This window comes from Ligilactobacillus faecis, assembly GCF_029889745.1.
GTDB lineage: Bacteria > Bacillota > Bacilli > Lactobacillales > Lactobacillaceae > Ligilactobacillus > Ligilactobacillus faecis.
Genome location: NZ_CP123639.1, coordinates 1389486 through 1405000 on the forward strand (window position 1 = coordinate 1389486; position 15515 = coordinate 1405000).

Annotated in this window: 11 protein-coding genes, 1 rRNA gene, 1 pseudogene and 1 other annotated feature (1 of these 14 only partly in view); of the genes and pseudogenes, 11 read left to right on the forward strand and 2 right to left on the reverse strand. The window is 38.5% G+C overall.

Going from position 1 to position 15515, the window contains the following annotated elements; translation table 11 throughout:
• The first annotated feature begins 5 nt into the window (after positions 1 to 5).
• From alr to QFX10_RS06400, 3 genes are all read left to right on the forward strand, one after another.
• A complete protein-coding gene (gene alr / locus QFX10_RS06390; RefSeq protein WP_280605437.1) occupies positions 6 to 1124 on the forward strand; it encodes an alanine racemase in 1119 nt (372 codons plus the stop codon).
• Positions 1125 to 1188: 64 nt separating this feature from the next.
• Positions 1189 to 1434, forward strand: coding sequence for a hypothetical protein (locus QFX10_RS06395; protein WP_280605438.1), 246 nt, complete (start codon positions 1189 to 1191; stop codon positions 1432 to 1434).
• A gap of 395 nt (positions 1435 to 1829) precedes the next feature.
• Positions 1830 to 2249: a type II toxin-antitoxin system PemK/MazF family toxin gene (locus QFX10_RS06400; protein WP_280605439.1), complete on the forward strand. Its 420-nt coding sequence runs from the start codon at positions 1830 to 1832 to the stop codon at positions 2247 to 2249.
• Positions 2250 to 2309: 60 nt separating this feature from the next.
• On the opposite strand, the pseudogene QFX10_RS06405 reads toward QFX10_RS06400, so the two are convergent.
• Both QFX10_RS06405 and tnpA read right to left on the reverse strand, forming a co-directional pair.
• Positions 2310 to 3880, reverse strand: a pseudogene (locus QFX10_RS06405) (IS3 family transposase).
• Positions 3881 to 4272: 392 nt separating this feature from the next.
• On the reverse strand, positions 4273 to 4722 hold the full coding sequence (gene tnpA, locus QFX10_RS06410; RefSeq protein WP_280605440.1) for an IS200/IS605 family transposase: 450 nt from the start codon (positions 4720 to 4722) through the stop codon (positions 4273 to 4275).
• Positions 4723 to 4796: 74 nt separating this feature from the next.
• On the opposite strand from tnpA, the gene QFX10_RS06415 reads away from it, so the two are divergent.
• The 8 genes from QFX10_RS06415 to QFX10_RS06450 form a co-directional block, all read left to right on the forward strand.
• Positions 4797 to 6047: an RNA-guided endonuclease InsQ/TnpB family protein gene (locus QFX10_RS06415; RefSeq protein WP_280605441.1), complete on the forward strand. Its 1251-nt coding sequence runs from the start codon at positions 4797 to 4799 to the stop codon at positions 6045 to 6047.
• 238 nt (positions 6048 to 6285) lie between these two features.
• On the forward strand, positions 6286 to 6915 hold the full coding sequence (locus QFX10_RS06420) for a sugar O-acetyltransferase (RefSeq protein ID WP_437178584.1): 630 nt from the start codon (positions 6286 to 6288) through the stop codon (positions 6913 to 6915).
• Positions 6916 to 7032: 117 nt separating this feature from the next.
• Complete coding sequence (locus QFX10_RS06425) at positions 7033 to 8151, forward strand: exonuclease SbcCD subunit D (protein ID WP_280605443.1); 1119 nt, start codon at positions 7033 to 7035, stop codon at positions 8149 to 8151.
• Positions 8148 to 11237 (forward strand): AAA family ATPase, encoded by a 3090-nt coding sequence (locus QFX10_RS06430; protein ID WP_280605444.1) that lies wholly within the window; start codon positions 8148 to 8150, stop codon positions 11235 to 11237. Before QFX10_RS06425 ends, QFX10_RS06430 begins: the two co-directional genes overlap by 4 nt.
• A gap of 14 nt (positions 11238 to 11251) precedes the next feature.
• On the forward strand, positions 11252 to 11836 hold the full coding sequence (locus tag QFX10_RS06435; RefSeq protein WP_280605445.1) for a metal-dependent hydrolase: 585 nt from the start codon (positions 11252 to 11254) through the stop codon (positions 11834 to 11836).
• Positions 11837 to 12247: 411 nt separating this feature from the next.
• Positions 12248 to 12685 carry a Fur family transcriptional regulator gene (locus QFX10_RS06440; RefSeq protein WP_280605446.1) on the forward strand — a complete coding sequence of 146 codons (438 nt, stop codon included), beginning with the start codon at positions 12248 to 12250 and terminating at the stop codon, positions 12683 to 12685.
• Between the two features lie 65 nt (positions 12686 to 12750).
• Positions 12751 to 12945: a binding site (T-box leader), on the forward strand.
• A 40-nt stretch (positions 12946 to 12985) separates the two neighbouring features.
• Positions 12986 to 14242 carry a tyrosine--tRNA ligase gene (gene tyrS / locus QFX10_RS06445; RefSeq protein WP_280605447.1) on the forward strand — a complete coding sequence of 419 codons (1257 nt, stop codon included), beginning with the start codon at positions 12986 to 12988 and terminating at the stop codon, positions 14240 to 14242.
• A gap of 503 nt (positions 14243 to 14745) precedes the next feature.
• Positions 14746 to 15515, forward strand: a 16S ribosomal RNA gene (locus QFX10_RS06450); it runs 795 nt beyond the window's last position.

Genomic DNA, 15515 nt, shown 5'->3' on the forward strand with positions numbered 1-15515 from the left:
AAAAAATGGTTGTAGGTCTACATCGTAAAGCCTATATCAAAGTTGATCTTGATGTGATCAGACAAAATATCAAATATGAATTGACTCGCATGGAAAAAAATCAAGAATTATTTGCCGTTGTAAAAGCCAATGCTTATGGCCACGGTCTCGTGCCTGTTGCCAAAGCAGCTAAACAAGCTGGTGCTACTGGTTTTTGTGTTGCTGTGATCGATGAAGGTGTGGCGCTAAGAGAAGCAGGTCTAACTGAAACGATCTTAGTCTTAGGTGTGACTCCAAGCGAGGATGCTCCTTACTTAGCAGAATATGAGCTTTCGACGGCAGTTGGAGATCTTGAATATTTACAGCAAGTGTATCCTCTTTTAAAACAAAGTGGTCAAAAATTACGTGTCCACTTAGCCCTAGATACGGGGATGGGGCGGATCGGTTTTCGTGATCAAGCGAGCTTGCTAGAAGCACTCAATTTTTTACAAGAGCACACGAAGCAATTTGAGTTTGAAGGGATCTTTACGCATTTTTCAACAGCTGACGCTAAAGATACGACCTATTATGAACAGCAATTAGCTCGTTTTGAAGAGCTGATGGAAGTTGTTGAGAAACGCCCCCGCTACGTTCATGTTGCTAATTCTGCTGCTGCTGTTTGGCATAAAGATTGTGGTGGCAATGTCGTACGTTTTGGGATCACGATGTATGGTCTTAACCCTTCAGGAACAGAGCTAGTTTTGCCTAATGAATTTCAGCCGGCTTTAAGTTTTGAAAGCGAATTAGTCGCAGTTAAACGATTAGCGCCAGGAGATGGTGTTGGCTACGGTAAGACGTATACAGCTAAAGAACATGAATGGCTTGGCACAGTACCAGTGGGCTATGCTGACGGATGGTTACGGAGAATGCAAGGTTATCACGTTTTAGTTGGTGGCGAACTTTGTGAGATCGTTGGTCGAGTGTGTATGGATCAATTTATGGTCAAATTACCACATGAATTTCCACTCAAGACTAAGGTGACTTTATTGAGCAGTGAAAAGGACGCTCCACAATCACTGCAAAATGCAGCTACGTATGCAGACACGATCACATATGAGATCTTATGCGGTCTGTCAGAACGTGTACCGCGTTACTATCAAAATTAGTATACATTTAAAGATTTTTGTGGTAAGATTTCCGTGATAATTATTGATCACGGAGGATAAGATCATGGTGGAAGATGATTGGAGAAGAGCAAAGGCCGTGTTGCAATATCAAAACATTGAGGAATTTTGCGAATTTTATGCGATCGATATCAATGAGATCAAAGATCATCCAGAATACGCAGCACGTATTGAAAAATATCATCAAGCTTTGGAAGACTTGATCATAGGCTACGACCAGATGGGATGCTTAAATCAAGAGCTTTGTGGTATTTTTGGAAAATGTGAATGTGATACAGAGTATGGCTCTTAGCACAAGATCGAAGAAAGGCAATTATTTCAACAATGCAGTAGTGAGATCTCGTAGTTTTTTATCCATAGAAAGAATAAATATGGAGTGGATAGTAAGTACAAAAATATAAGAACACTAAAGTATGTCTATATCCAAAATAGATGCTAAGTTAAGTTTTGATCGTTTTTTAGAACTATTTAGAGTAAAAGTCGACTTTAGCTAAATTATAAGTCAGAAAAGATCATTTTAAAGTTTTGGCTAAAGTTGACTAAGATCAAAGCGTTATCTTGATCAGGATATAGGCCTACTTGTGTAGATGATCGTCAATAAATCAAGAAAGGAAATATATAATTCTTTCTAATTATGTAGGATAAGGGGTAAAGTTCTACATAATTCCATATTTTATATAGCAAATCATGGGAAAAGAACTGGTTAAAAGAGGTGACATTTTCTATGCTGACTTATCGCCTGTCGTAGGTTCTGAACAAGGTGGCATGAGGCCTGTTCTTGTGATCCAAAACAATATCGGAAATAAATTTAGTCCAACCGTGATCGTAGCGGCGATCACTTCTAAGATCTCTAAACCAAAAATGGTGACACATGTTGCTTTGAAAGCAGCTCCTAAGGGAAAAAAAGGTTTGGAAAAAGATTCAGTTGTATTATTAGAACAATTGCGTACATTAGATAAACAGAGACTACAAGACAAGATAACGAAGCTAGATGATTCTACGATGAGGTCGGTCGACTATGCACTCAAAGTCAGTGTTGGTCTGATCGACATACATAATCGAAATATATCAGAAAATAAAGATCAAACTAGATCACATACTAAATAAGAAAGACTTTGTGCTTAGTGATCTGAGACCCGTCAAGTGAACAACTAAATAATTAAAATTCTAGGCAGCCTGATTCCGGTATTCTTCTGGAGTCAGGCTGTTTAGTTTTATTTGGTAACGTTGGGTATTGTAGAACTTGATATAGTTTTCGATCATTTCTACAAGTTCTCCATATGTTTCACATTTTAGCCAATAATAACATTCTGTCTTGAAATGACTCCAAAAACTTTCCATTGGTGCATTATCGATACATTTTCCCACTCGAGACATACTTCTTGTAACACCATGCCTTGAGGTCAACCGGAGATATTCTCTTGAAGTATATTGAAATCCACGGTCACTGTGAAGAAGTAGATCAGCTCCATTTAAATGCGTGAATGCTTTTTCCAAAGTCTTCATGACAAGCCGATTATCATTTCTTTTACTAATTTCAAAACTTATGATGGATCCATCGTATAGATCCTTGATCGCACTTAAATAAGCTTTTTGTCCTAAGCCATACTCTAAATAAGTGACATCAGTCACCCACTTTTGATTAGGTTCAGTAGCGGAAAAATCACGACCTAAAGTATTTTCTTCGTAGTTTAAATGTTCTGAATGAGTACAACCTCGGCGTTTGCGTCGGATCACTGAATATAAACCAAGGACTCTCATTAGGCGACGAATACGTTTGAAGTTATATTGTTTTTGATACTTTCGATTGATAAGAAGAGTCATTCTTCTAGAACCGTAAATTCCATTTAAAGCATGAAATTCTTTTTTTATGATCTCACTTAACCATTCATTTTCCAAAGTACATTGTGATTTTGGAGCAGTTAAATAACGATAATACCCTGAGCGCGATACATTTAAGATCGCACAAAGGATCCAGAGTTCAATTTGTGGAAACTCTTTAAGAACTTCCTGAATAGCTTTAAAACGCAGATTTTTAGGTATAAAGCTTATCTCCTCCTTTCGAGTTCGTCCAATTTTTTTAAAACGATATTTTCTGCTTCTAGATATTTATTACGTTCTTTCAAACGTAGGATCTCAAGCTTGAGACGCTCAGTTTCAGAAAGAGTCTTATAATCACGATCTTTAACTGTTTTACCACGATTATCGTATAATGCCTTTTCGCCATCTACTTCAAACTTTTTGACCCAATTATAGACTTGGGAATAAGAAACATTATATTTATCGATCGCTTTGTGATAATTCTTATTATTAGCAAGTGTATACTGAACTATTTCGAGCCGTTCCTTAAAAGTAGTTTTACGTCCATGTTTCATTCTATTACGACCTCCAATGGTAGCTTTAAAGCCTTTTCCATTAGTATACAAGTTGATCCATTTACGTAAAACCGAAACACTCGAAATATTGTATTTATCACAAATTTTCTTTGGTGAACGTCCATTTTCTAAATATTCTAGAACCGCAGTTGTTTTTAATTCAACTGAATATTCTTTCCAGGTTCTAGACTCTTTTAAGCCATCTAAACCGCCAGCTTTGTATTTTCTGATCCAATTATCAAATGTATTTTTAGAAATGGTATATTTCCGGCAGATAAAGTACTTACTATATTGTCCACTAAGATACTCGGAGACTGCCTGGTATCTTTCTTCAAGTGTATGTTTAGTAGTTCTTCTAGACATAAAAAATCCCCCTAGAGTGATCACAGAATCTTTATTATTTCCGTGTCCACTCTAGGGGAATCATATCAGTGATCACAGAATCTTTATTATTTCCGTGTCCACTCTAGGGGAATCATATCATAGAGCATAAGGCCTTTCTTATTTTTTAGGCATTGACTGCGATCACGACTTTATCAAAACTTTGAGCGCTCTCAAGATAACGGTGAGGCTTTTAACTAGCGTGCGGGGAAAGTTTTTGTAGCGGTAAATAAAATTCGGCAGACGGCTAAAGCAACACACAGATCCAAATTTTCTAAATAATAAAGCGACAATGCTACAAATGAGACCATAAGATCTTTAATGAGATTCAGCCGGAAATCCCGTGACTTCAGTCATGGGATGGATAGGCCCTGTCAAGCTCCGTAAGGGGCTTTTTTCATCTCATTGTATTTTTGATCGTTTATATATTTCTCAACTACTTCTTTACTCATATTACCTAATGTGCTCATGTAGTAACTAGGCGACCATAAATGACCACCCCAGTATCGGGACTGCCGAATTTCCGGGTGTCGACGTAAGAAAATAAAGGCACTTCTGCCTTTGAGCGCTTTGATGGCGCTAGTCGGTGCCTTGCTAGGCGGAAAGCTAATTAAGACATGAACATGGTCAGGCATAACTTCCATTTTCTCGATTACGATTTCGTTATCCTCGGCTACTTGCCATAGGATATCCTTCATTTCGTTTGATAACTCATCAGTAGTAAAAGTTTTATGACGATATTTAGTAACCCAAATTAGATGGAAATGGAAGTTATAGATATATCGTCTGGTATATACTGCGTCTTTGATTTTATCTTTACTCATTTTATTTACCCCTATATTTATTATCATTGACATATGATACAATATCATTATATCAATTAAGGAGGTGGAATCAAATGAAGTCAATGGCGAAAATGCAATATCATTATGGCCTGAAAATGCGTTGCTACCCTAGTGACCAACAAAAGCAGTTGATTAAAATTAACAGTGACGCTAGTCGCTTTATCTATAACGAAATGGTTGCGATCGGTAAGGAACTGATGCAACTTCGCAGAGTTAAGTTACCGATTGACACAGTCCAGGAGCGTATTAAGCAACTAACTATGCGTCAAAACGCTAAACAAATGTCTAATCACTATCAATTTTTAGAAGATAAACGAATTGACAGTTTGGCGAAAGCTAATGCCATTCAGAACTACCGAAAAGCTTGGAATGCTTTTCGGAAGATTCACACTGCTGGTGTTCCTAAATTTCATCGAAAGAGTTATCGCTGGCGTTATCAAACCAATTGTCAATACCCAGGGCAAAAGACTGCGTTGCTAACTAACGGTACAGTATGTTTTCTAGATAATAGCCATATCAAAGTACCTAAAATAGGATTGTTACGTGTTGCCGGTTCCCAAGCACGTCTCTTGAGGAGAATGTGTGAGACTAGAATTGGTACTGTGACATTGACTAAAGATCCAGCGGATCACTTCTTTCTATCAATGCAACTAGCTTCAGATGAATCTTTTGTTAAAGTGTCCAAAGCTAATCACGGACATATTGGAATTGATCTTAATACTGATAATTTCTTAACCGATAGTGACGGTAACACAGTTCCTAACCCACGATATTATCGTACTATTAAAGGCAAATTAGCTAAAGAACAGCGTATTCTATCTAGACGACAACGCCGTGCCAAGAAAGAACATCGCTCTTTACAGAATAGTAAAAATTACCAAAAGCAACGCTTGTTAGTTGCTAAACTCCATGTCAAAGTAATGAACCAAAGACATAATTTTCTCCAACAAATCTCTACTGCACTAATCAAGAACCACGATTTAGTAGTAGCTGAGGAGTTGCGTAGTAAGAATATGCTCAAGAATCATGCTTTAGCGCTTAGTATTTCTGACGTTGGCTGGCGAACATTTCTCGGCATGTTGGCTTATAAAGCAGATCTATATGGTCGACAATTTATCACAATCAGCCCAAGAAATACTACACAAACATGTCACAATTGTGGCTTTGTGATGGGTACTAATGGCACGAACAAACTAACGTTAGCTGATCGAAAATGGACGTGTCCGAACTGTGGTATTCATCATATTCGTGATTGGAATGCAGCTAAAAATATTCTGGATAAGGGAATTGCTAAATTATCCTGACTTATCTGTCCCTATGGCAACCTGGGGACATAAAAGGCGTTGGTAATTAGACGACCGCTACTTGATTGCAACTTTGGTTGGTCAAGCAAGTTGTCCCTATCTACGCAAATTGTGGTCTGAAACTCACGAGGATTTTCGGCTCACAAGCCATTGACTTTAGTCAGTGGTGGTTGACGGCTTCATTAAAAATAAAAGATGATGATATAATTGGAAAAAAACAGTCGAAAGGATGGTAGTTATGGATTTTGAATACCAACAGATGTTAGCTGGAGAGTTATATTTAGCGGCTGGGATCGCTCCTGAAAATAAATCGGTGCATGGTAAAAAGATCGCACAAAAGATCAATCAAACACCGATCGAAGACCGCCAAAAGATCATTGCTTTGACTAAAGAAATGTTTGGTAAAACCGGGCAAGATCTCTTTGTAACGCCACCAGTTTACGTTGATTATGGACGCCATGTTAGTGTTGGAGAGCATTTTTATGCTAATATGGATTGCATTTTTTTAGATGTCAATCGGATCACGATCGGTGACAATGTTATGTTAGGACCGCGAGTTGGCCTATACACTGCCGGTCATCCGCTTGATAGTGATGTGCGCAATATCGACCAGTTAGAATTTGGCCTTCCGATCGTGATCGAAGATAATGTTTGGTTAGGCGGAAACGTAGTCGTTTTACCTGGCGTAACGATCGGAAAAAATACAGTTATCGGTAGTGGCTCTGTCGTGACAAAAGATATCCCAGCTGATAGTATTGCAGTCGGTAATCCTGCCAAAGTCATCAAAAAGCTTGGTGCTAAAGAAAAAGAGTATTGGGAGGACAAAAAAGCTAAATATTTAGCTGCTAAAAAAGCAAGTCAAAGGTAATAAAGTCTCTCTGAGAGCTGTTTTTCCAGCTGATCTCAGAGAGATTTTTGATATGTGCTAGTTAACAAGAGCCGTGGTATAATAACAAGCGAACAACAGTTTGAAAAGAGGGGTAAGATGAGATTTTTACATACTGCTGACTGGCATATCGGAAAAAAATTACACGATTATAGTTTAGTTGAAGAACAGTTAGAGGCATTTTCACAGATCAAAAAGATCGCCCAAACAGAACAAGTCGATGCTGTCGTTATTGCAGGAGATCTTTACGATCGCTCGCTTCCAAGTGAAACAGCAGTGACTTTAGTTGATCAGATGCTCTACGAATTGAATCTAAAAGCTAACTTGCCCCTTTTAGTGATCAGTGGAAATCATGATTCTGCAGTGCGCTTAGCGACAGGCAGTGACTGGTATAAACAAACTGATTTTTATGTTCATACCAAACTTTCACAAGCTTTTGAACCGATCGAACTTAAAGATGTGCAGTTCTTTTTATTGCCTTACTTTGAATTACAAGCAGCACGAAACTATTTTGATGAGGAAATAAAAAATATAACTGAGGCGCTGCAAAGGATCGTGGCTTTGATGCAGGAGCGTTTTGATCCAGAAAAAAAACATGTTTTAGTAGCTCATTTTTTTGTAGCAGGCAGTTTACGGACAGCTTCGGAAACATCGCTTGAGATCGGTGGACTCGATGCAGTACCGGCAGAAGTTTTTCAAGTTTTTGATCATGTAGCTTTAGGGCATTTGCATGATAAAGATGCTTCACAAGCCGAACATATCAAATACAGTGGCTCGCTTTTAAAATATTCGATCGCTGAAGCAACACGTGAAAAAGGAGTTTGGATCGTAGACACCGAAAGCAAAACGACAAAGTGGTGTGCTTTAAAACCATTACACGATATCAAACTTTTAAAGGGAACTTTTGCTGAGTTAACAGCACCTAAAAGCTTTCAAAGTATTACAGCTGAGACATTTACAGCGCTCGAACTTACAGATGAACATCCAGTGATCGATGCGATGAGCCGTTTGCGCCAGTATTATCCACGTTTACTAGAATTGAAATGGCAAAAACAGCCTAATTCGCGCTCAAAACAGCGCCAAAAAGTGAAACAACAAACACCATTAGAACTTTTAGCTGGTTTCTTTGAACAAACAACAGGGCAAGAAATGACGAGACTCCAAGCAGACCTAGCTAAAGAATGTTTGGAAAAACTTAGACAGAAAGAGGATGTATGATGCGACCATTAAAGATCGAATTAGACAATTTTGGACCATTTAAACATGAGAATGTTGATTTTGAACGTTTTAAAGAGACGCCTCTTTTTTTGATCACAGGAAAGACAGGTAGTGGCAAAACAACGATCTTTGATGCGATGTGTTATGCTCTTTTTAATGAAACTTCAGGCAAAAAACGGGCTGCGACTCAAATGCGTTCTGACTTTGCAACGACAAAAGAAGAGACTTGCGTCAAATTCACGTTTGAACACCAAGGAAAGATCTACCAGATCGAACGCCGCCCACAGCAGACATTAGTCGGACGTGGCAAAAAAGAAGTAAAACGAGCTGCTAAAGTCGCTTTGACATATGAAGATCAAGCAGGAAAAACACAAGTGATCACTAAGATCCCTGAAGCCAAACGTTTTATTGATGAATTACTCAAGTTGAATGCCGATCAATTTACAAAAGTTATTTTGTTGCCTCAAGGTCAATTTCGTAATTTCTTAGCTGCAGATAGTAGTGAAAAAGAAGAAGTTCTCCGCAATCTTTTTGGCACAGAACTCTTTGAACAGTGGAGTACGGCATTAAAAGAGAAATACAAAGAAGAATATGGTATTTCAGCTACACAAAAACGCGAGCTTGAACTTTTAATGCAACAAAGCGAGTTAGTTGATGAAAATTTGAGAACAGAACAGTGGCTCGAATTGGTGACACAAAAATTAGCTCAGCAAACTGAACAACTTGCTCAATTTCAAGTGGATGAAGCAAAACAAAAACGCCAAGTCAAACAGCTTGAACAAGAACTTACAGCGGCTAAAGAGCTTGAACATCAACGTGAAAGCTTAGCTAAATTACAAGCAAAACAAGCTGAATTGGCTCCTAAAAAAGCACAGATCCAAGAGCAAAAAAAGCAATTACAGCGTTTAGAATGGGCGCAGACGCAAAAAGGTGAGTGGACTTTATTAGCAGATGCAAAACAGAAAATAGCTGATTTAGCTAAAGTATTTCCGAAAAAAGAAAAAGAAAAAGCTCAGCTCACTGCCAAATTACGTACTTTAACTGAAAAAGAAGAGATTCAGGCAACGCAAATACCTTATTTCAAAAAATTAGAATTAAAGATCCATGAACTAACTAAAAGCTTAGAAAAATACCAACAGCTCAGCGAACTCGCAACTAAATGTGAAGATCTGATGTTTAAAAAAACTGAAAAGGAGCAACAAAATAACGCTTTGAGCGCCAAATATGATGAACTTCAAGCTAAATTAGCAGATGTGACTGTGCGCTTAGATGCCTTAGCTGATCTAAATGAGCAAAAGCTCCACCTTGAGCATCAAAAAACAAAGCACCTGACAGAAGAAGCCAAGTACACTGAGATCAAGCAGGATAAAAAAAAGAAAGTAGAGCAAGCTCACGAGTTAAATATTTTGAAACAGAAAAGAGCAGATGCTAAAAAGGCAAAACAAGAAGCAGAAATAAAAGCTAATGAGCTTGAGCAAGCTTATTTAAGTTCCCAGATCGTACAACTAGCTCAAAAATTGAAACCAGGACACCCTTGTCCGGTATGTGGAAGTAGTGAGCATCCTCATTTAGCTACAAAAACGTCAGATAGTTTTGTCAATGAAGAACAAGTTAAAGCTGCTAAGGAAAAACAGCAGCAAACGCTTGCGACGTATGAATATTATGTTAGTGATGTCAAAAATACGACGGCTCGTTTGACGGAATTTAAAGTAGAAGTTACGAACAAAACAACCAATTTTTTAGCTGAGATCAAATGTTTGGAATTATCTCAAGCCAAAGAGTTTTTGACTGCTCAAAAAAAACAGTTAGAAAAAGCTGAAGCAAAACTCAAAAAAGAAACTGAAGAAAAGCGAGCCCTTTTGATGAAACAACAAGCTCTTCAAAAAGAGCTCCCAAAACTAGAAGAAAATAGATCAGATCTGACAAACGAGTTGCAAAGTCTAGCAACGAATTTAGCTTTGGCAAAAGCAGAATTAGCAACTAAAGCGGCTGAGTTACCGGCTGATCACCCTACGAAAGCTCAGGCAAAACATCAACTTGAGCTGTGGCAAACAGAATTATATGAATTTGAAAAAGAACAGACAGAACTTAATGCTAAAAAAATAAAAGCCAAAGAATCTGTTGCGATGCTTACGGCTGAGTTGAAACAATTAAGTCAAGAAAAGAGCACAGTAGAAGCCAAGCAAGCATCACTAACGCAGCATCTCACCCAAAATTGTGAAGCTGTGGCTGAAACACTTGCCTCATTAGCTGAATTATTAGCAGCTAAGAAAGATATCGCAAAATATAAAATGGCGATCACCACTTTTGAAAGTGAATGGCAAAAAAATAATTCTCAAATCGAATTATTACGCGAAGCAGTCATAGGACGGCCTAAAGTCGATCTTACAGAATTAACGACAAGTTTAGCTGAAAGCAAGCGACATTTAGAGATGATCAGAGAAAATATAACTACGCTTGAGCTTAGTTTTAAACGGGAACAGCAGTTGTTCTTCCGAGTTGAACAAGGTTTTGAGAAAAATAAACTTGCTTTAGAGCATTTGGCGCAACTAAAAGAACTAGTTGATGTCGTAACTGGGAAAGGTGAACAAAAACTTGGTTTAGAGCGGTATATTTTACAAAACTATTTGACGCAAGTTTTAGATGTTGCTAACCTGCGTTTAGCACAATTGACTAATGAACGCTATGAACTTTGCTTGAGTGATGAAATTGGACGTGGAGCTTCAAGTACTGGCTTAGAACTCGATATTTACGATGCGAGCGTCTGTAAAAAAAGAAGTGTGCATACTCTTTCTGGGGGCGAGAGCTTTTTAGCAGCTTTAGCACTAGCTTTAGCTTTAGGCGAAGTTATCCAACAACAAAGTGGTGGGATCCAGATCGATGCTTTATTTGTTGATGAAGGTTTTGGTTCTCTTGACCAAGAAGCTTTGCAAACTGCTTTGGCGACATTACAAAATATCGACGGACAAGAGCGGATCGTGGGGATCATTAGTCATGTAACTGAATTAAAAGAACAATTACCTTATCAGTTACAAGTTATTACTCATGGGGAACAGAGTACTTTAAAATATCGAGCATTACTTTAGATTTGAGGAACATTATGCAATATCGGACACATTTGACGACTTCATTTGCGCTTGGCTTACCATTAATGGCGGCTGTCGGTCAAGTTACGGTGATCAATGGGCTCGCATTAGCTTGTGGAAGTCTTCTTCCAGATATCGATCATCCCCGGTCATTTATCGGTAAAAAAAGCCAAGTTGTTAGTAAAGTTGCTAGTAAGACGCTAGGACATAGAGGGGCGACACATTCCTTGATCGTAGCCATCTTAGTCTATTTAGGTACGCTTTGGATCGCGCGTCATTACTTATCGCCAGAAGCCAATTTTGTACCTTTCTGGTTATTTGGAGGCTATTTATTGCATTTGAGCGAAGATAGTTTTTCTAAAAATAGTATCCATTGGTTTTGGCCGTTTTCAAAAGTCAAACGCAGTTCGCGAAAACGGCTTTTTTACTACCGTACAGGACATGTTAGCGAATATTTGATCTTAGGTTTTATGTTATGTTTGCTTTTGATCGAGCTTGATCTCTTGTATTTAGGAAAACTGCAAACGTTATTTTCAAAGGGCTGTTTAGTCTATATCAAGCTCTTTTTAGTCAAATTGCAAACATTGATGGGACTTTAAATTTTAGCCTAAAATTGCTCATTGAGCTTATTGCGATGCTGAAAAGTTAAACGCATGTCAGTCAAATTTCTGCTATAATTACAAGTAGTATTTAGATTTTAATATATTGAAAAAAGGTATCGATAATAGCGTTTTGTCTGTAAAGATAGTGGGCGCTTTTGATAAAAGTTGGCTTTGGGATATGAAAACGAGTAGTAGTCGGTCTACTTAGCATGTGAGAGCCCTTAAACTTATTGTTTTCCAACAAAAAGTTGTGTCTTTTGTTCTCTGCTGGATCGATCCAATTAGGTTGTGATGTAAAGCAACTATCAGTATATAATCTTAGTAAGAAAGATCAATTTGAGGAAAGGAAAAGCTATCAAAACGACCGCCTTCAACTTGAGTGTGGCCTAAGTATAGTAAGCTAAGTCGATGAAAGATCAAGAAGTATTGGTTGTAGCTGCCCAAAAATTAAAACAGCATGAGATCAAAGCAACACCACAAAGGCAGATCATTTTAGCTTATTTGATGCGTTCGACAGAACATCCGTCGATCAATATGATCCACCAGTATCTAAAAAAACAAGATCATAAAGTGAGTTTAGCGACAGTCTATAATACGCTTGAGCTTTTAGCCAAACATGATCTTGTTGTTGAAGTAGCTTTAGATAGTGCGGGGCATGTTCGGTATGATTATTTTGATCAGCCACACTATCATTTGATCTGTTTGAATTGTGGTAAGATCGAAGATGTTTTTGATGATAGTTACTTAGCTTTAGAAAAATTAGCTCAAAAGCAGAGCGCTTATCGCATTATCAGTAGTCGCTATGATGTATACGGTCTTTGTCCTGAGTGCCAAGCTAAGGAATGAATTTTGTGAGCTTGCTTTAATAATTGTGAGAATATATAATAGAGCTTATCAAAGTTCACACTTGATAAATTGCAATGAAGTAGCTTAGTAGGTGCAAACGTCCCTATAACAGAGAGCCATTTATGCTGGAAGGTGGCATATACGTTTGAGCTGAATTACACTATGGAGCAAAAAACGGGTCATTCCGTTATCGATGTTCAAGGAGGCTGGCTTTAGGTCAGCAATCTGGGTGGTAACGCGGAAAACAATTCGTCCCTGATGTTTTGCATCAGGGGCTTTTTTTATAAAAAGGAGGAACTTATGGAAAATATTTTAGAAGAATTAAAATGGCGTGGAGCGGTTAACCAAGTTTCAGACGAAGAAGGTCTAGAAGAATTATTGGCTCAAAAATCAGTTGGCGTTTACTGTGGTGTTGATCCAACTGGTGATAGTTTGCATATTGGACATTTGATCCCATTTATGATGCTCAAACGTTTCCAAATGGCTGGACATCGAGCACATATCATTATTGGTGGGGGGACAGGCTCGATCGGTGATCCTTCTGGGAAAAAATCAGAACGTGTTTTACAAACAATGGAGCAAGTCCATCATAATGAAGAAGCCTTGACTGCCCAAATGAAGAAGTTGTTTGGTAAAGATAATATTACGATCGTTAACAATTATGATTGGTTAAAACAGATCAGTTTATTAGATTTCTTGCGTGATTATGGTAAACTTTTCAACTTAAACACGATGTTGAATAAAGAGGTCGTTGCAAGTCGGCTTGAAGTTGGGATCTCATATACTGAATTTACCTACCAAATTTTACAATCGATCGACTTCCATCATCTTTTACAAGAAAATGATGTCCAACTTCAGATCGGTGGGGCTGATCAATGGGGGAATATTACAGCAGGGATCGATCTGATCCATAAGATGGAAGGCTCAGATACAAAGGCTTTTGCTTTGACGATCCCATTGATGTTGAAAGCAGATGGAACTAAGTTTGGAAAAACGGCTGGTGGTGCAGTTTGGTTAGACAGCGAAAAGACGACACCATATGAATTTTACCAGTTTTGGCTAAATCAAGATGATCGTGATGTGCTCAAATACTTGAAATACTTTACGTTCTTAAGTAAAGAAGAAATCGATGATTTGGCAGAAAAACTAGCCACACATCCAGAACGCCGTGAAGCGCAACGTCGTTTGGCAACAGAAGTAACGGAATTTGTTCACGGTAAAGAAGCAGTAGCACAAGCTGAACATATTTCAAAGGCCCTTTTCTCAGGTGAAGTCAAAGATCTAACAGCTGAAGAGATCGAACAAGGTTTTAAAAATATGCCGACAGTTGAGATCGAAGCGACACCTAAAAATCTCGTCGACTTTTTAGTTGAGACTGGGATCGAAAAATCTAAACGACAAGCGCGAGAAGACATTTCAAATGGAGCGATCTATCTAAACGGAGAACGTGTGACTGACCTTGAATTTATCGTCGATCCAGCAGCTAACTTTGATGGACGTTTTGTGATCGTGCGTCGAGGTAAGAAGCGTTACTTCTTAGCTCGTGTAACAAAATAAAGTTAAGAAAACTCTTTTTAGAAATTTTTTCTAAAAAGAGTTTTTTTTAATGTAAGTGTTTTTAATGGATCAAAAACGAAGGATTTTAATTATCGTAGAATAAATAAAACAAAAAAGCGAACTAAAAAAGCATTCTCTGAAATTAGTTCGGTTTTTATGAAATTATATTTGTAATTTTATACATTTTATTTCAAAATAAGGGTTGACGTATAACTGAAAAGTGAGTATAGTAGTTCTTGTCGTTGAGGTGCGGTAAAGCACTTTGATAACAACAAAAAATATTTAAAAAAAATATTGTTGACATCGAGAATTGATAGTTGATATAATTATTAAGTTGATGCGACGTGAGATATTTTGAATTTTTATTCAAAATATTTGAGTAGATCTTTGAAAACTGAACAAAGTTTCGATAAGCAAATGTGCAGGGTCTCTTATCTAAGCGATAAGAGCAAATAAACATTTTGCGAAGTCAATTCGCTAGTAAAATAAAGAGTCACAAACTTTAAATTGAGAGTTTGATCCTGGCTCAGGATGAACGCTGGCGGCGTGCCTAATACATGCAAGTCGAACGAAACTTCTTTATCACCGAGTGCTTGCACTCACCGATAAAGAGTTGAGTGGCGAACGGGTGAGTAACACGTGGGCAACCTGCCCGAAAGAGGGGGATAACACTTGGAAACAGGTGCTAATACCGCATAACCATGAACACCGCATGGTGTTTATGTGAAAGGTGGTTTCGGCTACCGCTTTCGGATGGGCCCGCGGCGCATTAGCTAGTTGGTGGGGTAAAGGCTTACCAAGGCAATGATGCGTAGCCGAACTGAGAGGTTGATCGGCCACATTGGGACTGAGACACGGCCCAAACTCCTACGGGAGGCAGCAGTAGGGAATCTTCCACAATGGGCGAAAGCCTGATGGAGCAACGCCGCGTGGGTGAAGAAGGTCTTCGGATCGTAAAACCCTGTTGTCAGAGAAGAAAGTGCATGAGAGTAACTGTTCATGTTTCGACGGTATCTGACCAGAAAGCCACGGCTAACTACGTGCCAGCAGCCGCGGTAATACGTAGGTGGCAAGCGTTATCCGGATTTATTGGGCGTAAAGGGAACGCAGGCGGTCTTTTAAGTCTGATGTGAAAGCCTTCGGCTTAACCGGAGTAGTGCATTGGAAACTGGGAGACTTGAGTGCAGAAGAGGAGAGTGGAACTCCATGTGTAGCGGTGAAATGCGTAGATATATGGAAGAACACCAGTGGCGAAAGCGGCTCTCTGGTCTGT

Excerpts from the sequence above, each read along its gene's own strand:
- tyrS (WP_280605447.1), top strand. The coding sequence starts at position 12,986 with ATGGAAAATATTTTAGAAGAATTAAAATGGCGTGGAGCGGTTAACCAA.
- QFX10_RS06415 (WP_280605441.1), top strand. The coding sequence starts at position 4,797 with ATGAAGTCAATGGCGAAAATGCAATATCATTATGGCCTGAAAATGCGT.
- QFX10_RS06440 (WP_280605446.1), top strand. The coding sequence starts at position 12,248 with ATGAAAGATCAAGAAGTATTGGTTGTAGCTGCCCAAAAATTAAAACAG.
- alr (WP_280605437.1), top strand. The coding sequence starts at position 6 with ATGGTTGTAGGTCTACATCGTAAAGCCTATATCAAAGTTGATCTTGAT.
- QFX10_RS06395 (WP_280605438.1), top strand. The coding sequence starts at position 1,189 with ATGGTGGAAGATGATTGGAGAAGAGCAAAGGCCGTGTTGCAATATCAA.
- QFX10_RS06420 (WP_437178584.1), top strand. The coding sequence starts at position 6,286 with ATGGATTTTGAATACCAACAGATGTTAGCTGGAGAGTTATATTTAGCG.
- tnpA (WP_280605440.1), bottom strand. The coding sequence starts at position 4,722 with ATGAGTAAAGATAAAATCAAAGACGCAGTATATACCAGACGATATATC.
- QFX10_RS06425 (WP_280605443.1), top strand. The coding sequence starts at position 7,033 with ATGAGATTTTTACATACTGCTGACTGGCATATCGGAAAAAAATTACAC.
- QFX10_RS06435 (WP_280605445.1), top strand. The coding sequence starts at position 11,252 with ATGCAATATCGGACACATTTGACGACTTCATTTGCGCTTGGCTTACCA.
- QFX10_RS06400 (WP_280605439.1), top strand. The coding sequence starts at position 1,830 with ATGGGAAAAGAACTGGTTAAAAGAGGTGACATTTTCTATGCTGACTTA.
- QFX10_RS06430 (WP_280605444.1), top strand. The coding sequence starts at position 8,148 with ATGATGCGACCATTAAAGATCGAATTAGACAATTTTGGACCATTTAAA.